Annotated in this window: 18 protein-coding genes; 3 read left to right on the plus strand and 15 right to left on the minus strand. The window is 64.5% G+C overall.

Features of this window, described 5'->3' with window-relative positions; genetic code table 11:
* Positions 1-30: 30 nt before the first annotated feature.
* The 6 genes from nagB to ACQCS0_RS13690 form a co-directional block, all read right to left on the minus strand.
* Positions 31-813: a glucosamine-6-phosphate deaminase gene (nagB, locus tag ACQCS0_RS13665; RefSeq protein ID WP_354153636.1), complete on the minus strand. Its 783-nt coding sequence runs from the start codon at positions 811-813 to the stop codon at positions 31-33.
* Positions 814-844: 31 nt separating this feature from the next.
* Positions 845-2416 carry a transporter gene (locus ACQCS0_RS13670; protein ID WP_354153635.1) on the minus strand — a complete coding sequence of 524 codons (1572 nt, stop codon included), beginning with the start codon at positions 2414-2416 and terminating at the stop codon, positions 845-847.
* Positions 2398-3204 (minus strand): ABC transporter ATP-binding protein, encoded by an 807-nt coding sequence (locus tag ACQCS0_RS13675; RefSeq protein ID WP_354153634.1) that lies wholly within the window; start codon positions 3202-3204, stop codon positions 2398-2400. Before ACQCS0_RS13675 ends, ACQCS0_RS13670 begins: the two co-directional genes overlap by 19 nt.
* A gap of 72 nt (positions 3205-3276) precedes the next feature.
* Entirely contained in the window at positions 3277-4374 is a 1098-nt protein-coding gene (locus tag ACQCS0_RS13680; RefSeq protein ID WP_354153633.1) for an NADH:flavin oxidoreductase/NADH oxidase, read from the minus strand.
* Positions 4374-5381, minus strand: coding sequence for a tetratricopeptide repeat protein (locus tag ACQCS0_RS13685; protein WP_354153632.1), 1008 nt, complete (start codon positions 5379-5381; stop codon positions 4374-4376). The genes ACQCS0_RS13680 and ACQCS0_RS13685 overlap by 1 nt, the downstream gene beginning before the upstream one ends.
* Before the next feature lie 65 nt (positions 5382-5446).
* A complete protein-coding gene (locus ACQCS0_RS13690) occupies positions 5447-7147 on the minus strand; it encodes a hypothetical protein (RefSeq protein WP_354153631.1) in 1701 nt (566 codons plus the stop codon).
* A 216-nt stretch (positions 7148-7363) separates the two neighbouring features.
* Between ACQCS0_RS13690 and ACQCS0_RS13695 the strand changes: the two genes are divergently transcribed.
* The gene (locus tag ACQCS0_RS13695; RefSeq protein WP_354153630.1) at positions 7364-8683 is read left to right on the plus strand and encodes an AI-2E family transporter; all 1320 of its coding nucleotides are present in this window, start codon (positions 7364-7366) and stop codon (positions 8681-8683) included.
* A gap of 24 nt (positions 8684-8707) precedes the next feature.
* On the opposite strand, the gene ACQCS0_RS13700 is transcribed toward ACQCS0_RS13695, so the two are convergent.
* Together ACQCS0_RS13700 and ACQCS0_RS13705 are read right to left on the minus strand one after the other, a co-directional pair.
* The gene (locus ACQCS0_RS13700) at positions 8708-9508 is read right to left on the minus strand and encodes an alpha/beta fold hydrolase (protein ID WP_354153629.1); all 801 of its coding nucleotides are present in this window, start codon (positions 9506-9508) and stop codon (positions 8708-8710) included.
* Between the two features lie 95 nt (positions 9509-9603).
* Complete coding sequence (locus ACQCS0_RS13705; protein ID WP_354153628.1) at positions 9604-9960, minus strand: ATP/GTP-binding protein; 357 nt, start codon at positions 9958-9960, stop codon at positions 9604-9606.
* 37 nt (positions 9961-9997) lie between these two features.
* Here ACQCS0_RS13705 and nucS point away from each other — a divergent pair, with 37 nt between their 5' ends.
* Complete coding sequence (gene nucS / locus ACQCS0_RS13710; protein WP_282328956.1) at positions 9998-10693, plus strand: endonuclease NucS; 696 nt, start codon at positions 9998-10000, stop codon at positions 10691-10693.
* Positions 10694-11008: 315 nt separating this feature from the next.
* Complete coding sequence (locus ACQCS0_RS13715; RefSeq protein WP_011692441.1) at positions 11009-11212, plus strand: cold-shock protein; 204 nt, start codon at positions 11009-11011, stop codon at positions 11210-11212.
* Between the two features lie 145 nt (positions 11213-11357).
* Here ACQCS0_RS13715 and ACQCS0_RS13720 read toward each other — a convergent pair whose 3' ends face one another.
* From ACQCS0_RS13720 to atpA, 7 genes are all read right to left on the minus strand, one after another.
* Positions 11358-13907 carry a DUF2156 domain-containing protein gene (locus ACQCS0_RS13720; protein ID WP_354153627.1) on the minus strand — a complete coding sequence of 850 codons (2550 nt, stop codon included), beginning with the start codon at positions 13905-13907 and terminating at the stop codon, positions 11358-11360.
* Complete coding sequence (locus tag ACQCS0_RS13725; RefSeq protein ID WP_354153626.1) at positions 13904-15211, minus strand: alpha/beta hydrolase-fold protein; 1308 nt, start codon at positions 15209-15211, stop codon at positions 13904-13906. Before ACQCS0_RS13725 ends, ACQCS0_RS13720 begins: the two co-directional genes overlap by 4 nt.
* A gap of 4 nt (positions 15212-15215) precedes the next feature.
* On the minus strand, positions 15216-15647 hold the full coding sequence (locus tag ACQCS0_RS13730; protein ID WP_185260918.1) for a DUF2550 domain-containing protein: 432 nt from the start codon (positions 15645-15647) through the stop codon (positions 15216-15218).
* 10 nt (positions 15648-15657) lie between these two features.
* On the minus strand, positions 15658-15942 hold the full coding sequence (locus ACQCS0_RS13735) for a F0F1 ATP synthase subunit epsilon (RefSeq protein ID WP_056349400.1): 285 nt from the start codon (positions 15940-15942) through the stop codon (positions 15658-15660).
* A gap of 1 nt (position 15943) precedes the next feature.
* Entirely contained in the window at positions 15944-17398 is a 1455-nt protein-coding gene (gene atpD, locus ACQCS0_RS13740) for a F0F1 ATP synthase subunit beta (protein WP_185260919.1), read from the minus strand.
* Positions 17399-17473: 75 nt separating this feature from the next.
* The gene (locus tag ACQCS0_RS13745) at positions 17474-18367 is read right to left on the minus strand and encodes a F0F1 ATP synthase subunit gamma (RefSeq protein ID WP_282328949.1); all 894 of its coding nucleotides are present in this window, start codon (positions 18365-18367) and stop codon (positions 17474-17476) included.
* 75 nt (positions 18368-18442) lie between these two features.
* Entirely contained in the window at positions 18443-20080 is a 1638-nt protein-coding gene (atpA, locus tag ACQCS0_RS13750; RefSeq protein ID WP_354153625.1) for a F0F1 ATP synthase subunit alpha, read from the minus strand.
* Between the last annotated feature and the right edge of the window lie 18 nt (positions 20081-20098).

Consider the following 20098-nt stretch of genomic DNA (forward strand, 5'->3'; position numbering starts at 1 on the left):
TTCCCGCCCGCCCGCAGTGTGTGGCCGGAATTACAGCTCCTGCCAGTCAGGTTTGTGATCGTACGTGTGCCGGTAGAAGTCGGCGAGCTTAAGCGACGACGCCGCGGCCTCATCCACCAGGATAGTGGCGTGCGGATGGAACTGGAGGACCGAAGCCGGGCAGATGGCGGCAACGGGTCCTTCCACGAAGTCGCGGACCGCAGGCGCCTTCTGCGCCCCGGTAGCGATGAGGACAACGTGCCGTGCCTCGAGGATGGTGCCCAGACCCTGGGCCACCACGTGGTGCGGCACCTCTGCCAGGCTGGTGAAGAACCGGGCGTTGTCGCGGCGGGTCTGCTCGATCAGCGTTTTGATGCGGGTCCGGGATGCGAACGAGGACCCGGGCTCGTTGAATCCGATGTGGCAATCCGTACCTACGCCCAGGAGCTGCAGGTCCACCCCGCCCGCTGCCCGCATGGCATCTTCGTAGGCTCGGCAGGCGGCGGCCAGATCCCCGGCCGCCCCGTCGGGAGTATGGACGTTACCTTCGTCGATGTTGACCCGGCTGGTGAATTCCCGCCGTATGACTTCCCGGTAGGACTCCGGATGCCCGTGGGCCAGCCCCACGTATTCGTCCAGGGCAAAGGCGTGGGCCTTGCTGAAGTCCAGCCCGTCACGCTGGTGCCTAGCCGCCAACTCGTCGTAGACGGGCAGCGGAGATGACCCCGTGGCCAGGCCCAGTACTGCGGCGGGCTTGCGCCGGACCAGGGCCTCGATCGCGTCAGCGGCCAGCATGCCGATCTGTTTGCTGCCTGGAAGGATGACGACTTCCATGTCCGGCCGCCTTTCTGGTGCTATACGGAAATCAGCGGTTGATGGTCAGCTGGGCCAGCAGTTCAGGCCCACGGGCGTCAAGCCATTTTCCGCCCAACCTTACTCCGGCCACAAAAAGGCCAAGCCCCAGGAACAGGCCCACTGCAAGGTTGGCCCATCCGAAGAGGAGATTCCCGGTAACACGCTGGGCTATCAGCAAGACGATCTCCGGCAGGACCAGCAGTCCCAGGATGCCCATGCCGGCAAACTGCACGGCCATGGTCTGGCCCACGTTGCCCGGAGGCTTCTTGAACGGGCTGTCGCCGGGCAACGGGACCGTGACGGTGTAGCGGGCCGACACCACGGACGACAGCCCCAGGCCCGTAAACAGGATGCCCAGGCTCAGGCCCAGCTGGCCCGGCAGTTCTGCCCAGCCGCCGGTAAAGAAACATTGGCCCACCGCAAAGACCAGCACCACAGGCAACGCCAGTGCCAGGCAGGCCAGCGCCCGCCCCAACCGGTCAGCCACACCGCGGACGCCAATGGCCACATGCAGGGCAAAGGCCGTGTTGTCGTAGGAGACGTCCGCCGAAATGGACCAGGCCAGCAGGAACGCTGCCAAGGGTGCCGCGAACGCCAGTGACCCGTAATCACCTGACCTGCTGCCCTGGAACACCAGCAGGATGGGCAGCAGCGGGACCACCACCAGGGAACCGGCGTAACGGGGATCGCGCAGCCAGTACGTAAGCGACCTCGCCGTCACGGCCCCGGCCGGAGTGGCTGGGAACAGGGCGAACAGGCCCAGTTTCCCTCCCTTACGGCTCCCACTGCCGGCGTAGGGCGGCGTAACCAGGGCCTGTTCCAGCAGGATCTTCCAGCACCAGGCAAGAGCACCGAGTGTGGCCACCGCGATGAGGAATTTCAGGACAGCCTCCGCCGGGCGTCCGGACCCAACATCGCCGCCGAGGGACCACGCCGCGCCCAGGGGCGTCCAGGACAGGGTGGCTGCCAGATCCGGCAGGAAGCCCGCTGATGCCACAACTCCCCGGCCGATTCCGGCCACGATGGGGCCCATCAGGACCAGCGGGATCATGAACGCAATGGAGCTGACATCCTTGAACCTGCGGGACGATGCAAGGCTGGCGGTTCCAGTGGTGACCACCTTGGACACTACAACGCAGGTCAGGACGCCAACAGAAGCACCCGCCAGGGCCGCACCGGCGGCGAACGGGCCGTGCGAGAAGGTCCAAACGGTAACGAGGGACACTAGCAGCGTGGCGAACCCGGGAATGCCTATCAGGCCGCCAAGGGCCAGTCCGGTCAGCAGCTGGCGCATTGGCACCGCGAAGGTGCTGAAACGTGCAGGATCCAGGGTCATGTCCACGGCGGAGACTGCGACCGGGATGAGCGCCCAGCCCAGGACTGCTGCCGACCCGCCCAGCACCACCGCCGTGTGGGCCAGTTCCGGATCGGCCCGGCGCAGCAGTACCAGCGCCATCACCAGAGCACCTACGATTCCGAGCGCGTAGAGGCCGCCGATGGCCAGGCCCACAAGCTGCCATGGACTGCGGCGAAGGCCATTGCGCAGCAGGGTCAGCTTCAGCCTTAGAAGGTGCGCAACCATTCCAGGCCTTCCGTGTGGTTGCGTCCGCCGACAAGCTGGACAAATCTTTCTTCCAGCGTTGCCCCGGAACGTACTTCGTCCACGGTCCCGGCAGCGAGGAGCCGTCCGGCCGCCACCACGGCGACGTGGTCGCACATGCGCTGGACCAGGTCCATAGCGTGGCTCGAGACGATCACCGTCCCGCGGGACGCTACATAACTGTCCAGGATGGACCGGATGTTGGCCGCCGAGACAGGATCCACGAACTCGAAGGGTTCATCGAGCACCAGCAGCCGCGGCGCATGGATCAGGGCCGAGGCCAGGGCGATCTTTTTGGTCATGCCGGCGGAATAGTCCACCACGAGGGTCCCGGCGTCCTGCGCCAGGTCAAGGGCCTCCAGCAGCTCACCCACCCGGGCTGCGACCACATCCTTGTCCATCCCCCGCAGGAGCCCGGCATAGGTGACCAGCTGTTCGCCGGTGAGCCGGTCAAAGAGGCGCACGCCGTCAGGGAGGATGCCCATCAGCTTCTTTGCCTCTAATGGACGCGACCAGACGTCCACCCCGTGCACAACGGCTGTGCCGAAATCCGGACGCAGGAGGCCGGTGGCCATCGACAGCGTGGTGGTCTTGCCGGCACCATTGGGCCCTACAATGCCAAAAAACGAACCCGCCGTAACGTCCAGGCTGATGCCGTCGACGGCGATTTTTTCACCGAAGCGCTTGGCGAGCCCGCGGATGGACAGGGCAGGCACGGGCCCGGTGTGCGCCACCGGATCAGAGTGGGGACCAGGATGCGGAGCAGTCATAACGCCAGCCTAGACCCAGGACCCTGTCGACCGGGTCCACCCGCAGGAGTAGGGCCAAAGGCGTAGGCGAGCCTAGAACGAATGCCGCGGCAGGGCCCGTTCGTACTGTGGCGCCCAGGGGAGGTCATGCCCAAGTTCAAAAGCCGCCCGGAGCCACCAGTGCGGGTCCCGGAGCGCGGCCCGGGCAATAAACACGCCGTCAGCCTGCCCTGTGGCCACGGCATGCTCCGCCTGGCCCGCGGAGGTCAGCAGGCCCACGGTGCCCGTGGGGACGCCGGCCTCCCGGCGGATGCGCGCGGAGAACTCCGTTTGATAACCCGGACCCGGATCGATGTCCTGGTGGGCAACTGCCCCTCCGCTGGAGACATCGATGAGGTCCACCCCGCGCTCCGCCGCCTGCGCGGCCAGCCGGACCGAAGCCTGGGCATCGACGCCGCCCGGCGCCCAGTCCGTGGCTGAAATCCGCAGCAGCAGGGGCATGGATTCAGGGATGATGCTGCGCACGGCGTCAACGACGGCGAGCACCAGCCTGTTGCGGCCAGCCTCGTTCCTGCCCCAGGAATCCGTCCGGGTATTGATCAGCGGGCTTTGGAACTGGTGCAGGAGGTAGCCGTGCGCACCATGGATTTCCACAGTATCGAAGCCGGCGTCAACCGCCCGCACGGCGGCCGCCGCGAAATCGGCAATAACGTCCTGGATCTGCGCCTCGGTCATTGCGGCGGGTTCGGCATAGCCGTCGAAAGCGAGCCCTGACGGACCCACTGTGGGCCAGCCGCCGTCGGATTCCGGCACGCTCCCCCGCTGCCCGGCGAACGGCCAGTAGGTGGACGCTTTCCGGCCTGCATGGGCAAGCTGGGCACCGATCTTCGCTTCCGCCGCGCCATGCCGGTGCACGAACGACGTGATCCGCTGCCAGGCCTCGGCCTGCTCGTCGTTGTACAGCCCGGCGTCCCGGGGGCTGATCCTGCCGGCTGCATTCACGGCTGCCGCTTCGGTGAGGATCAACGCGGCGCCGCCCGCGGCGAAGGAGCCCAGATGCATCAGGTGCCAGTCGTTCGGAACCCCCGGGGCGCCGTCGGGCCCGCAGCTGTACTGGCACATCGGGGAGACCCAGCCGCGGTGCGTGAGCTCCAGGGAACGGAGCCTGAGCGGCTGGAACAGGGCCGGCACTAGAAAAGCACCCTGGCGAGTCCTTGGCGTGCCTTGGCAACCCGGGGGTCGGAGGTACCCACCACGTCAAAGAGTTCCAGGAGTCGTACCCGGGCGGTCTCCCGTTCCGGGCCGAAGTTCCGGCCGATGAAGCTGACCACGCGGTTCAGCGCGTCCTCCACGTGGCCGCCGGACACATCAAGGTCCGCCACGCCCAGCTGGGCAGCCAGGTTGTCAGGCTCGTTGGCGCCGACGGTACGCAACGCTTCCGAGTCCTCGGCGGAGAGCAACTGGAGCCGGGCCATCAACTCCACCTGAGCGAGGCCTGCCTTGGCCTCGGCGTCGGCGGGCATTTCCAGCAGGGCCTGGCGGTAGGCTACGGCTGCTGCCTCGTAGTCGCCTGCCTCAATGGCGTCGAAGGCGGCCTGGTGCAGCGGCGGAAGGGGCGCGGGTTCGGTTTCCGGCGGCGTACCGCCCCCGCCGAGGCTGCCCGTGACACCGTTGGCGGCCGCCACTTTGAGCAGTTCATCCAGGAGTGGCCGGATCTGGGCTTCATCGGCGCCACCCTGGAAGAGCGGTACGGGCTGGCCCTTGAGCACGGCGACGGCGGTGGGCACGGCCTGGACCTGGAAGGCCTGTGCAAGCTGCGGGAAGGCTTCGATGTCCGCCGCCCCCAATACGAGGCGGCCACCGTAGCTGTTGATGACCCGCTCCAGCGCATCGAGCATCGCGGCGGATTCCGGCGAGTACGCCGCCCACAGCGCGAAGACCACCGGCACCTGGGCGGAAAGCTCCACGAGTTCCTGGAAATTGCCCTCGGTGACAGTGACCCGCAACGGCGCCGCGCCGTCGTCGGGCGCTGCGGAACCTGCCTCCGGGCTTGCACCTGTGTCCCCTGAAACCGGCGGATTGCCGGCAGCCGCAGCAGGTGCCTGGCGCTGTTTCAGGGCTGAAAGGTCGACGGCGCCACGCAGGTTAAGCAGGCTGGCAGCGGCTGGAGGGACTGGGCGGGAAGCTGGCGAACTCATGCTTTCCACTCTAGCCACTCCGGCCGCTGCCGGGGGTACTGCTTCAGGGACTGGACCCTGCGTGCCTATTTGAAGCTGGCGCCTACCAGCCCTCGCGTTGCGGCCACCAGCTTGATGGGATCCGTCGAACCTGCCGGCGGGACGTAGACCGCCATTGATTCTGCAAAGTTCAGCACCATGCCGGTGGTGGTCTCCTTGCCGCCGGCGAGCGCCGCGGCGTCGTCGCCGATGGTCAACTTGTCACCGGAGGCTTTGGGCGTGCCATCAAAGCCGAAGTTGATCCGGCCCAGCACCAGCGCCCCGCCGTCAGCCGTCCTGAACACCACGGTGCTTTCCGGCACTACCTTGTGGGTGAAGGAGAAGTTCCCGTTTTCGCCCGACTTGACCACCTCGGCCTGGTACGAGAGCGTGTCGGCGATGTACGGCGAGGATGCGCCCTCCACCAGTTTGTCCTTGAAGCTCGACTCTGAATTGGTCAGGCGGTCGGCCAGCCCGGCCAAGGCCTCTTCACCGCTGTACAGCAGACCCGATTTGTCGTTGGCGGCGAGCGTGTCGGTGCCGTTTCGGACGATGGCGGGGAAGGTGGTTCCCGGCTGCAGCGGGGTGGTCTCGGTCAGCTTGTAGTTCTCCCGCGGGGAGGGCTGGACGAGGGTGAGCAGCTGCGGGACGACGTTGCCGTCACCCTGCGTAACTGCGAGAACCGAACGGGGCCAGGTCCGGTCGCTGGTGACCACCGTGGTGAGGAGCTTTGTGGAACGGACGGGCATCCGGGCTTCATAGGTGCCCACCTGGGAACGGATCTTGTAGTTCTGGGTACGGACCTCAAGCTCCGTCCCGGCGACCCGCTCTGCAAGCTTGGCTGCGTCCTTCGCGGCGTCGCCGGCGTCGGTGGCGCTGGAGACCTGCTCCAGGATTCTGCGGAACTGGGCGTCCAGAAGGACCGGCGCGGCCGTCTGGGCGGCCTCCGGTGCCGCAGATCCGGTGGCGGGCGCCGGGGCGGGTGTGGTGGCCGCGTTCGCAGCAACACCCGTTCCGGCCACAACAAGGGCGGTCACTGCGGCGGTGACCATGCCGCCGGAAACCATGCCGAGCCGTGCGGAGGACTTTGCCTCAGCCTTGGCCTGGGCACGCCGGGCGAACAGGCTGCCCTTGCCGTCACCGTCACCGTCGCGCTTGCGGGCGGACATGACCAGCAGGGCGACGCCGGCCAGGATCAGCAGGCCGCCAATCACCATGAGCGGGACGGCCCACGGGGTGGAGGTGTCGTTCGGGAACGTCATTGAGATCGACGAGGGTGCGGGCTTGGTGCCATCGGACGCCAGCAGCAGTGACCATTCGCCGTCGGCCGGCGGCGTCCACGAGTACTCCAGCTCACCGCTCGAGTTCTCAGTGGAAACCCAGAGATCGGATCTGGACGGATTTGGCGCTGTTGCGTCGCCATCGGTGTGCTCAACCTGCAGGGATTTGTTGTCCTCGGAAACCCCCGTGATGGTGTTGTGGGCCGTCGGGCCCACCCAGGCATCCACGTCGTCAGGCCGGCCGACGGCGAGCAGGAAGTTGCCGTCGCCCTCGATTTTGATCTTCACCGTTCCGCCCTGCGCGGTGCGCAGGTTCTGGTCGATGACGGCCAGTGGAGCCTCCGCGGCATCTGCCGGGACGGAAGCCGTGAAGGTATCGGAGGGAGCCCAGATTGTCTTTTGGCCGATTCCGGCCAGAAGTGTCAGGAGGCCGAGCAGCACGAGTGCAACTGCAGTCTTGAAGCGCAAAGGAAACACCTATCATTCGCGGGGGTTTACTTTCAATAGTAACCGTTTTGTTACCAGAACCCCCGTTTGGGCGCCGGAGGAGTCCGGAAACAGGCCAGCCCGGGCGGCCCGGCGGGCGCCCTCGCTCCTGTTGACAAGGCTGCTGATAGTGTTTGCGATGATCATCACACCGGCCCGCATACGCGGCGCCACGCACGGAACAGGCCCCATTAACCAGTGACTGACAAGACGGAAGAGTCCTCCACGGGACACGAAAATCAACCGGCCGCTGACGCATTGGAATCCTCGCCGGACGTCCCTGCCACCGCGAAGCGACGAGGGCCCGCCGCTGTGGCCTTTGGGCAGCTGGCGCGGCGCCTGCGCCAGCCGCTGCCGGGCGCCCAGCCCAGGCGCCGGTTTGAGTTCCCGCCGGAATACAACGACACGGAAGAATCTGCCGCCACCGACGTCGACGAGTCCGCCGGGACGCCCGAGCAGTTCGGCCCTCCGGGTCCCCAGATGTCGATGCAACATCCCCTCTATATGGGCTTCATGGGAACCGTCGGCGTCGGCCTTGCCCTGCTGGTCTACTGGATTGGCTCCAACACCACGCAGCTGCTGCTGTGGATCGTGGCTGCCCTGTTCATTGCCCTCGGCCTGGAACCTGTGGTCGGCTGGCTGGAGAACCGCCGGATTCCCCGCCCGGCCGGCATTCTACTGGCCGTACTGGTCCTGGTGATGGCCGTGGGCGGGTTCTTCGCCACCCTCATCCCCACCATCGTGGAACAGGTCACCCAAATCGTGGTGCAGGCACCCACCTGGGTACGGGACTTCATCGACTCTGAATTTTTCCGCACCGTGGACGACCAGTTCGGTGTGCGAGACCGCATCAACGAGGAACTCGACAAGTTCGTCAAAAACCCCGATGCGATGGGCGGGATCTTCGGCGGCGTGGTGGGCTTCGGTTCCACCCTGGCCAACGGCCTCTTCGGCACGTTGATCGTCCTGGTCCTGAGCCTGTATTTCCTGGCAGCCCTTCCGGCCATGAAGAAGTGGGGCTACCGGCTTGCCCCACGGTCACGCCGGGCCCGGGTGGAAGCCCTTTCCGAAGAAATCACCCGCTCCGTAGGCAACTACGTGATCGGGCAGGCCTGCGTGGCATTGCTCAATGCCACGTTTGCGTTCATCGTGATGTCCATCGTGGGTGTTCCGTTCGCCCTCTTGCTGGCCTTCGTAGTGGCCCTGCTGGCCTTTATCCCCCTGGTGGGGGGCATGATCGCCGGCGTCGTCGTTGTGCTGATCGCCGTGACGGTCGGGTGGCAGACGGCCGCCGTCTACGGCATCTGCTACTTCGCCTACCTCCAGTTCGAGGCCTACTTCATCTCGCCCCGCATCATGCAGAAAGCCGTGGCCGTACCTGGTGCCGTTGCCGTCATCTCCGTGATTGCCGGCGGCAGCCTTTTGGGGGTCCTGGGCGCACTCATCGCCATCCCGACGGCGGCCGCCATCCTGCTCCTGATCAAGGAGATCTACATCGTCCGCCAGGACAAACACTGACAGACAGAAACCCTTGCGGGCGTGCTAGGCAGCTGAGGTAGCCAATGGGCCGTTCCACACCTGCGGCAGGCCCTCGGGACCGGAACCTGCTTCCGTCACATCATCAACGATTTCATTGAGCACGCGGGAAGCGTACTTCTCCCCTACCCAAAGGTGCTTGGCGCCATCCACCCCCACCACTCTGGCCAGCGGCACCAGTCTGAAGCGTTCAGCGGCGGCCTCGGGCTGCAGGTAGTCGTCATGCTCCGGAACGAGCACTGTGAGCGGCTTCGCGGAGTCTGCCCAGAGGCGCAGGTGGGCGTCGGTGGCACGGTGCAGCGGCGGCGACAGCAGCACGGCACCTTCAATTTGGCTGGCAACCGGCTCAACGGCACCGTACATCAACGCCAGTTCGGTACCGAAGGACCAGCCCACCAGCCACCGGTTGGGCAGTTGGCGTTCGACTGCGAAACGCACCGCCGCCTCTACGTCCTGCCGCTCGCCGATCCCCTCTTCGAAGGAACCCGCGCTGGTTCCCCGCGGCGAACCGGTCCCGCGCGTGTTGAACCGAAGCACGGCGACGCCGGCGAGGGCAGGAAGCCGGTACGACGCCTTGCGGTACACGTGCGAGTCCATAAAACCGCCGTGCGTTGGAAGCGGATGCAGGGTGATCAGCGTCGCAGTGATCGGGCCGGACTCGGGCAGCGCCAGTTCCCCGACCAGAATGTGGCCATCCTCGGTGCGTAGCTCGATGTTCTCCCGCCGGGCCGGCAGCACCGTTGACGCGCGGATGGGTACGGGCCCTGATGGCTGGCTGAATTCATACGACGCCGGATCAAAAGTCATGCCTGCCAGCTTAGCGACTTCCGGAGTCCCCCAGTCGCGGTGCCCCGGATCGTAGCGCGGCTTTACGGGGCGCCGTTCGCCCGGGCTATTCAAAGTCAGCGGTAACGGTAGGTCCGGGACAGCCAACAGTTTGTGTGCCAGTGCCGGCGCTCGGCCAGCCCTGCCGCGGCACCGAAAATATGATCATCTTTCCACACCACCAGGTGGGCGATGCCGGGGACAACAGCGGTGGAGCATCCAGGGCAAACGTACGTCTTTTCCGCGTTTCTGGCGGTCATCGTCCTGACCATCCACTCGCCGTCGGGCGCGCTTTCCCGCCGGGCGATTCCAGCCCGCGCCCGCTCCAAATCCAGCTCAGGAACGTCGCTGTTGCCCTTCTTGCCGGCCGGCTTTCCGGCAGCTATGCCCGGCCTTCCGGAGGCAGGTCGGCGGGGGCGGTTGGAACGGGGCATGCCTCTATTCTGCCCCAGCCCCGGTAGTGTGTACGGCGTGCGACTTGTCATAGCCCGATGTTCAGTTGATTACGTTGGCCGGCTCAAAGCCCATCTCCCCCTAGCCACCAGGCTCCTGCTGGTCAAGGCCGACGGCTCGGTGCTGGTTCATTCCGACGGCGGCTCGTATAAGCCACTGAACTGGATGAGCCCGCCCGCCACCCTGCGGGTGTCCTCGCCGGAGGACATTGACCTTGAGCTTGGCGTCACGGAACAGTGGACCGTCCAGTCGGCCAAGACCGATGACCGCCTGATCATCAATATCCACGAGCAGTTGCACGAGTCCTCCCACGACCTTGGGCTGGATCCCGGTCTGATCAAGGACGGCGTCGAAGCTGACCTCCAGCGCCTGCTCGCCGATCAGATTGAGACCCTCGGCTCAGGCTTTTCACTCATCCGGCGCGAATACTTCACGGCCATCGGCCCCGTGGACATCCTGGCCCGCGACGCCAGCGGGGCCACCGTGGCCATTGAGCTGAAGCGGCGCGGCGACATCGACGGCGTGGAACAGCTCACCCGCTACCTTGAACTCCTGAACCGGGACCCGCTGCTGGCCCCGGTTCGTGGCATCTTCGCTGCCCAGCAAATCAAGCCGCAGGCCAAGGTGTTGGCAAACGACCGCGGCATCGACTGCATCACGCTGGACTACGATGCAATGCGCGGTGTGGACGACAGCGATTCCCGGCTTTTCTGAGGCCCGCAAACCGCTTTTCTGGAGCCGGGTGTCCGCACCGGCGCCGGCATTCGGCCCTGACAAGGGGATTCATCCGTTTTATCGGCTAAATTTGCGGTATTGACCGTTCAGAAGCGTTGACCTGACGGAATCGGCGTGAAATTCTTAGACCAGTCTTTGTGTAGGTGTTTTTCATGCTCGCAAGACATGTTGCGAGCGCGAAGCTCCTGCAGCGCATGTTCCCAGGAACGGCATTGAAGGATTCTTCTCGCGGAGTGACCGAGTCCTGCACGAGGTGTGCCGGACTTAGACAAGTCCCATAATGAGGAGAAATAAATGGCACAGGGAACCGTCAAGTGGTTCAACGCTGAAAAGGGCTTCGGCTTCATCACCCCGGATGACTCCGATGGCGATGTCTTCGTTCACTACTCGGAAATCCAGACCGGTGGCTTCAAGACCCTCGACGAGAACCAGCGCGTTCAGTTCGAAATCGGTCAGGGTGCCAAGGGCCCCCAGGCTACCGGCGTAACGCTGGTCTAGTCCCCCGCCCAGCGGCCACCATCTGCGCGGCCTCCACCGAAGAGAAGCTCCCCGGCACCCGCGCCGGGGATCTTTTCTTTGTCCACCGGCGCTCTTTTATCCACTGTGACTGTCCAGTCGCAAATCGTTCGGGCCGCTGCGGGGATCAGCTTCCCTGGCCCACCAGGCCCCGAATCAGCCGTGCCCCCTGCTGCAGCGAAAGGCCGGGCAAATAGGCCCGGGTGAGCGCCCGTCCGATCGCCGGCAGCTGCAAAGGATCCTGATAATACAAGTAAAGCGCCCGGTATTCAGGTTTGAAGCGTGATTTGAAAGCGGCCAGGGACCGGAACCCGTAGACCGGTTCGAGGGCGTGGCCCACAACATCGAGGATCCGGACGAGGTTCTCTGCCTGCACCGGCTCCCCCGGTGTTTCGTCGCCGGGCCGGCTGGCGAGCGGTGACCCGGAGAGCGAGATCACCTCCACGGATTCGCGCAACTCCAGGACTGCCGAAGCGATCAGGAACTCCATCACCCCGGGAAACCCGTCGGCACCCCGGCGCATGACGTCCAGCGTGCGGCTGACCAGCGTCCCGCCGTCGTAAACGGGCAACCAGCTCGTTACGCCGTGCACGTGGCCCTCGCCGTCCACGGCGAGGCAGCAGAGCACTTCGTCGTCCATCAGCTCATCCATGCCGCCGAGCGTGAATCCCATTTCCGGAACTGATTTGCCCGCCGCCCATTCCTCCGACACTTCGCTGAGCCGGGCACGGAGGGCGGAGGGAAGCCCGTGGTAGGTACCCCAAACGGCTTTGACGCCCATCTTGGCGGCGCGGTTGCGCGCAGTCCTGACGTTCTGCCATTCTTTGCCGGAAAATTCGAGGTGCCGGACGGACAGCCTGGTCTCCTGCGCCACGGACACTCGCTGGAACCCCCGGTCCTGCAGGAGTGGCCACAGCGTGTCATCGCACGAGTAGAACGCCGGGCTGAGCGCCCGGTTGCCGCAATACGAGAGAAACCCTTCTGCGGTCTGCTGGCGGGCATCCGCCGCGCCGAAGGGGCCCGCCAGCGTCAGGGCAACACTGCCGTGCAGCTGGTAGGCCACCGCACCGCATCCGTCCGGGCTAAACCAGTACCGGTTGGGTTCCCAGAGAGCCATCCACGACAGCGACTCGCCGCCCTCGTGCAACAGCGTCCGCGCTGCCGCCCTGTCATCGTGGCCCGAATCACTGCCATGGTGCCGTCCTAGGAGCACGGACCAGACTCCGGCCAACGCAACAAGCCAGAAGACCGGTCCGGAGTAGGCAAAAATCAGGGCCTCGAGGCCGTCCCGATCAGCAAAAACCCGGTGGTAGAGATTCGGCAGTGGAACCGGCAGATACTGCCTGGAAAGTTCAGCAAGCAAGCCCAGCAGGCCGCCGTCGCGCGTCATTCCCCCCGCGGCAAACCAGGCCACTGCATAGCTCCCGGCCAGCAGGAGCCAGACGCCGCCCACCACCCCTAGGAGCCGACGGCGGGCGGCCGGGATTGTCTCGACGCGAAACTGCAGGCGGTTGGCCCAGAGCAGGATTGCCAGCAGCAGTGGGACGATCACCAAAGGCAGGATGTGAACAAAACCCGAACCCATGGCGGCAGTATGAGGACGCGCGGGATAGAGCGGGATCAGCGCAAACAATGCCAGGTAGACGGCCGCCATCGCCGTGACCGCTACTTGGAGCGCCAACGTGATGTGCAGGGCCATGCGGCGGCCCCGGCGCATTCCGTCAGCACAAATGAGGAGCAGAACCACCGGTACCACAGCCAGCGCGAGGCCGAAGGGGCCGGCAAAGCCCGTCCGCCCCATCTCGAGGCAGGATGCCTCCACTGTTGCTCCACAGTTGGCTTCGAGCTGGCCGAGTGTGGGCATGGGGTTCAGCACCACGTCCCGGAGCAGCGCCAGGGGGCCGGTGGGCGTCCGGGCAACGGCGGTCAGGATAGGTCCCACAGCGAACACGGCCACCGTGAGGGCGAGGAGGTTCCTGGTTTCCCTGCCGCTCGAACGCGGCGGGTGAAGCTGGCCGTGGTCGCCCTGGTTCCACCAGCTGGCGGCGAGACCCACCACGGCCCCTACCAGGCCGATGACGGTCTCGGCATGCCCCACATACAGAACCAGCAGGAGCGACACCGAGAGCAGCGCCGTCCGCAGCCGGCGCCGCCACAGGACAGGAATCCTGCCGCTCGCGGCCAGGGACGCTGCCAGCACAGCGGCGTAGGGCCCGATCAGGCTGTAGTCCGCCATCAGCCCCAGCCAGCCGTCTCCCGCATACCTCGCCAACTGGGTCAGGAGCAGAAAGACCGTAACAGCAGCAAACTGGCCGCCAAGGAAAAACGCTGCAGTCTGAAGCAGCCCAAGGGTCCTCTCGGCCAGGCCCAACAGCAGCAGGATCATCAGGGACGCCACCAGATAGGCCAGCGGGTTCGTGGCAAAGAACAGCGACGTCATAAGGGCCCACCAGTTGCCCGCCTTCAGGCCAGGGGCGCTGACGCCTGCGACGGAAAGAAGCTCCTCAGGCGGTCCGCTGAGGAAGCTGCCGGTTACCGCCCCGACCAACAGGAAAATGCCGAGGATGCTGAGCGTCAGCGGCACCGACCGCAGGTAATCCCCCAGCCGTCGGCAAGCCGGAAGCAGGACCGTTGACCAGAGCAAACCCGGCGCACGGGATTCGCCTGCTTCCCTCATTTCGCCCACCCCCCGTGTGCAGCCAGCAGCTCAAGCCCGTTGCCCATGCCGGGAGTCAGCACGTCCCATGAGTGGCCAGTGTGAGCCACGACGTCCGAGCCGACGGTGAAACCTGCCCCTGAAGACGCCGCCTCAAGGGTCCGCATATTTAGCACAAACTCCGGGTCGGTGGCCCCGGCCGCGAAATACGCCACGCTGCCAGGATACTGGCGCTCCTTCAACAGGGTCAGCGGTACCTGGGCGTCAAACGCGGCGGTGTCGCCGTGGAAAGCTGCGTCAACCGTTTTCTGGCGTTCCTTGGCCAGGGCTGGCTCAATCTCGCTGGAGAAGGCCAGAACGCCCGTGTACACCTCCGGGTGGCGGGTGCCCATCTGAACTGCACACGTGGCACCAAAGCTGAAACCGCCGATGGCCCATTGCCGGTGATCGGCGTCCACGTCCAACATTGCTGAAATCCATGCGGGCACGTCAACGGAGAGGTACGTGTCCGCCTTGGCGATGGCGCTGTCCATGCAGAGGTTGTTCGCTGACTGGCTGCCGTTGGGATCAACCACCACAACAACCGGCGCCACTCCCCCGTGCCGGGCGGCGAAAGTGTCCATGCGTGCCCTGAGCGACCCGCCGGTCAGCCAGTCGGCGGGGCCGCCGGGCTGGCCGGGCACCAGAACCAGCACCGGAAGGCTGGGACGGTTCGAAGCAAAGTAGGCCGGTGGAAAGTAGATGTAGGAGTCGCGGGCCTGGAGGCCCGAGGCGGTTCCTGGAATGGATGCGGTGCGGAGAACGCCATCGGCGGGGAGCTCAGTGGCCGGTTTCCATCCGTCCAGAGATGTTGCCGGGCCGTTCGGCTGGCGCATTAACTCCTGTTCCAGGGCCGGGATGCGGCTCAGCGCCGTTCCCGTCAGGTCCGCAACTGTCCGGTTGAGGCCGAAATAGGCGTTGATCTGCACCGCGGCAAGCAGCACCACTGCCAAGAGGGCAAGCACATCCAGCGCACGGCGGCACCAAGACGCCGTGCGAAGCCGGAGCATCACCAGCAGGAGTGCGGCCACAGCGGGAAACACCCACGCCAGGACGTCGAACGGTAGTTCTTCGGGGAACGTTGAGGCCCAATAGATGAGGACCCAATGGACCAGGAGCACTGCGACGGCTGCGGCAGCCACTGAGGCGGCAACACTGAGGAACCAGCGGCGGCGGCGAAGGGCGCGCGGGCGCCAGATCAGGGACAGTGCGGCGGCGGCACCAAGGACCCAGGCGGCCCAGTACACCGGTCCGTCGGTCAACCGGATATCAGCAATCCAATCCACGTGGCTAGCGCCAGGTACCCACGCCGATGACCGGCCCGGCTTCCAGCCAGGAGGACAGTCCCGTGTAGGCATCGAATTTCATGGCCAGCCGCAGATCCTGGCCTTCGTATCGCAACTCGACAATAACGACGTCCGGCTGGACCTTCACAGCCTCGGCCTCGGTGGGTTTGCGACGGCCCAGCAGCTCCAGGGAGCTGCGCTTGAACTTGTGTTTGGGGCGCACGCTCAAGGAAAGCAGCCGGAACCACTCAAGGTCGTTGTCCTGGTAACGACAAACCCCCATCTGCCAACTGTTTCCAGCGATGCAAATGGAGGCGTCCACCGTGCCCAGGGCGCGCCGCAGATTGAAGCGGCGCACCCCCGAAAGGCACAGTGCGAAAATCAGCAATCCGAAAACGATTGCCAAGGCGATGAACGTAAAAGTGGGCGCGTCCATCAGGGTCGTGCTAGCGGATCCCAGCAGTAGCCGCGTCACCCAGTTGGGCGTTGTCAGCAACAATCACCACGCGGTTGTTGTCGACGGAGAAAAATCCGCCGTCAACAGCCACGGCAATGCGGTTCCCGGAAACCGGCTCAATGGCCAGTTCCCCTTCGGCCAGGATCGCCAGCAGGGGCGAGTGGCCGGGCAGGATTCCGATCTCACCATCACTGGTGCGGGCCTTGACCATCTTGGCCGCTCCGGACCACACGAAGTGGTCCGCTGCGACAATCTCAACCTCAAGCTCAGCCATATTACTTGGTCTGTTCCTGGATCTTGGCCCACTGGCGCTCAACATCGTCCAGGCCGCCGACGTTGAAGAACGCCTGCTCTGCAATGTGGTCAAGCTCGCCGTCGCAGATGGCAGTGAAGCCTTCAACCGTGTCCTTGATGGTGACGGTAGAGCCCTCGACGCCGGTGAACTGCTTGGCGGTGTAGGTGTTCTGGGAGAGGAACTGCTGGATACGGCGTGCACGCGACACAACGATCTTGTCCTCTTCCGACAGTTCGTCAACGCCAAGGATGGCGATGATGTCCTGGAGTTCCTTGTTCTTCTGCAGGATCTGCTTCACGCGGACAGCCGTGTTGTAGTGGTCCTGACCGATGTACTGCGGGTCCAGGATACGGGACGTCGACGTCAGCGGGTCAACGGCCGGGTACAGACCACGGGAAGCAATTTCACGGGAAAGTTCCGTGGTTGCGTCGAGGTGTGCGAAGGTCGTGGCCGGGGCCGGGTCGGTGTAGTCATCTGCGGGAACGTAGATGGCCTGCATCGAGGTGATCGAGTGGCCCTTGGTGGACGTGATGCGCTCCTGGAGGAGGCCCATCTCGTCAGCCAGGTTGGGCTGGTAGCCCACGGCCGACGGCATGCGGCCGAGGAGGGTGGAAACCTCGGAGCCTGCCTGGGTGAAGCGGAAGATGTTGTCGATGAAGAGCAGCACGTCCTGGTTCTGCACATCGCGGAAATACTCCGCCATGGTCAGGGCAGACAGTGCAACTCGAAGACGCGTTCCCGGCGGCTCATCCATCTGGCCGAATACAAGGGCGGTGTCCTTGAGGACGCCTGCCTCTTCCATTTCGACCCAGAGGTCGTTACCTTCACGGGTACGCTCGCCAACACCGGCGAATACAGAGGTACCACCGAAGTTACGGGCCACACGGGTGATCATTTCCTGGATCAGAACCGTCTTGCCCACGCCGGCGCCGCCGAACAGGCCGATCTTTCCACCCTTGATGTACGGGGTGAGAAGGTCAATGACCTTGATGCCGGTTTCCATCATCTCCGTGGAACCCTCAAGCGTCGCAAAGGCCGGGGCCTTGCGGTGAATGGGCCAGCGCTCGGTGATCTCGAGTTCGGCCTCCGTCACGTCAAGCGGCTGTCCGAGGACATTGAAGATGTGCCCCTTGACGACGTCGCCGACGGGCACGGAGATGGGGGCACCGGTATCCACCACAGCGGTACCGCGGACCAGTCCGTCGGTTGCCTGCAGGGAGATGGCGCGAATCACGTTGTCGCCGAGGTGCAGGGCAACCTCGAACGTGATGGTCTTGGTCTCACCGTTGAGGGTAATCTCGGTGGTGAGTGCGTTGTAAATCGAGGGGATTGCGTCAGCCGGGAATTCGACGTCGACAACCGGGCCAATAACACGTGCAATACGGCCGGTAGCACCGGTCGTCGCGGCTACGTGTTCGGTAGCAGTGGCAGTCATCTCTCTCACTTCACTCAGTAGATGGCGTGGGGTTAAGTTTGTTCTTTAGTGCAGGTACAGCTGGACCGGACCGGGCTAGGACGCGTTCAAGGCGTCGGCACCGGCAACGATTTCAGAAAGCTCCTGCGTAATTTCAGCCTGTCGGGCTGTGTTGCGCAGACGCGTGTACTTCTTGATAAGGTCCGTGGCGTTGTCGCCGGCAGACTTCATCGCCCGCTGACGGGCTGCAAGCTCGGAAGCTGCGGCCTGCAACATGGCGGCAAAAATGCGTGACTCGATGTAGCGCGGCAGCAGGGCATCAAGGACCTGTTCCGCCTCCGGCTCGAATTCGTAGAGCGGCAGGAGGTCCGACTCGGACGCCGCCTGCTCTTCAACAACCTCGAGCGGAAGCAGCCGGATAACCGTCGGCTCCTGCATCACCATGGACTTGAAGCGGGTGTAAACGACATGGATCTCGTCCACGCCACCCTCTTCATAGTCTGTCGCGAAGGCTTCGAGCAGTGCCGCGCCGACTTCACGTGCAGTTCCAAACTCGGGCGCATCCGTGTTGCCGGTCCACACCCGCTCGTAAGGAAGGGTGCGGAAGTCAAAGTACGCCTGCGCCTTGCGGCCCATCACATACGTCTTGACTTCTTTGCCCTCTCCGCGGAGCAGTTCGTTGAGGCCAACCGCCTGCTTAAGCACACTTGCCGAATAGGAACCGGCAAGGCCGCGGTCAGCACTGATGACCAGGACGGCGGCCCGGCGGATCTGCTCCGGTTCGGTGACCAACGGGTGGTCGATTTCGCTCTGGCTCGCGACAGCAGAAACGGCACGCGTAATCGCGTTTGCGTAAGGCAGTGAAGCCGCTACGCGTGCGCGGGCCTTGCCAATGCGCGAGGTAGCGATCAGTTCCATCGCCTTGAAGATCTTGCGCATCGACGTGGTCGAGCTGATCTTCTGGCGGTAGACCCGAATCTGGGCTCCCATACTTTTCCTTTCCTAAGATCCCGATGGCCGGGACTGCCGGAACCTCAAAGGTCCCGGCAGTCCCTGCCAGCGAAACTAGCGCTTCTGCTTGACGATTTTTTCCTGGTCAACGGCACCCTCGGAGATAGCGTCGTGCTCCTCGTGGCCGGCGCCTACCAGGCGGTTGTCACCTTCACCGAAGAAGCCCTTTTTGAAGGCCACGATTGCAGTCTTCAGTGCTTCGGCAGTGTCATCGTCCATAACGTTGGTCTGCGCCAGCGTGGTGAGGATGGAGGACTTGTGCTTGAGGTGCTCCAGGAATTCGGTCTCAAAGCGGTTGATGTCCTCAACCGGAACCTCGTCGAGGTAGCCGTTGGTACCGGCCCAGATGGACACAACCTGGTTCTCGATCGGGAACGGAGAGTACTGGCCCTGCTTGAGCAGCTCCATCAGGCGGGCACCACGGGTCAGCTGCTGGCGCGATGCGGCATCAAGGTCCGAAGCGAACATGGCGAAAGCCTGCATGTCGCGGTACTGGGCCAATTCCAGCTTCAAAGTACCGGAGACCTTCTTCATGGACTTGACCTGGGCAGCACCACCAACGCGGGACACAGAGACACCCACGTCGACAGCCGGACGCTGGTTAGCGTTGAAGAGGTCCGACTGCAGGAAGATCTGGCCATCGGTAATGGAGATCACGTTGGTCGGGATGTAGGCAGAGACGTCGTTTGCCTTGGTCTCGATGAGTGGCAGGCCGGTCATCGAACCGGCACCGAGCTCGTCAGAGAGCTTGGCACAACGCTCCAGCAGGCGGGAGTGCAAGTAGAAGACGTCGCCCGGGTAAGCTTCGCGTCCCGGCGGGCGGCGCAGCAGCAGTGACACTGCACGGTACGCCTCGGCCTGCTTGGAGAGGTCATCAAACACGATGAGGACGTGTTTGCCGCCGTACATCCAGTGCTGGCCGATGGCCGAACCGGCGTACGGTGCCAGGTACTTGAAGCCTGCGGGGTCAGACGCCGGGGAAGCCACAATGGTGGTGTATTCCAGAGCGCCGTTGTCCTCAAGGGTCTGACGGACAGCCGCAATGGTGGATGCCTTCTGACCGATTGCCACGTAGATGCAACGCACCTGCTTGGTCACGTCGCCGGAAGCCCAGTTGGCCTTCTGGTTGATGATGGTGTCGATAGCGATTGCCGACTTGCCGGTCTGGCGGTCACCGATGATCAGCTGACGCTGGCCGCGGCCGATCGGGATCATGGCGTCGATAGCCTTCAGACCGGTCTGCATCGGCTCGTGGACCGACTTACGCTGGGTCACGCCGGGCGCCTGGAGTTCCAGAGCACGGGTGGTTTCGGCCTTGATCTCGCCGAGGTCGTCGATGGGCTGGCCCAAGGGGTCAACCACACGGCCGAGGAAGGCGTCGCCTACCGGTACGGACAGAACCTGACCCGTGCGGTGGACTTCCTGGCCCTCTTCGATTCCGGTGAAGTCACCGAGTACGATGACACCGATCTCGCGGACGTCAAGGTTCTGGGCCAGGCCCAGGGTGCCGTCTTCAAAGCGAAGCAGCTCGTTCGCCATGACCGAGGGAAGGCCCTCAACACGGGCGATGCCGTCACCTGCGGTTGTTACACGGCCAACCTCTACGCGCTCTGCGTTTCCGGGTTCGTAGGACGCCGCGAACTCGTTCAACGCATTACGGACGTCGTCGGCGTTGATGGTCAATTCGGCCATCTGCAGTCCCTGCTCTCC

This window comes from Pseudarthrobacter sp. S6 (assembly GCF_050156575.1).
In the GTDB taxonomy this organism is placed as follows: domain Bacteria; phylum Actinomycetota; class Actinomycetes; order Actinomycetales; family Micrococcaceae; genus Arthrobacter.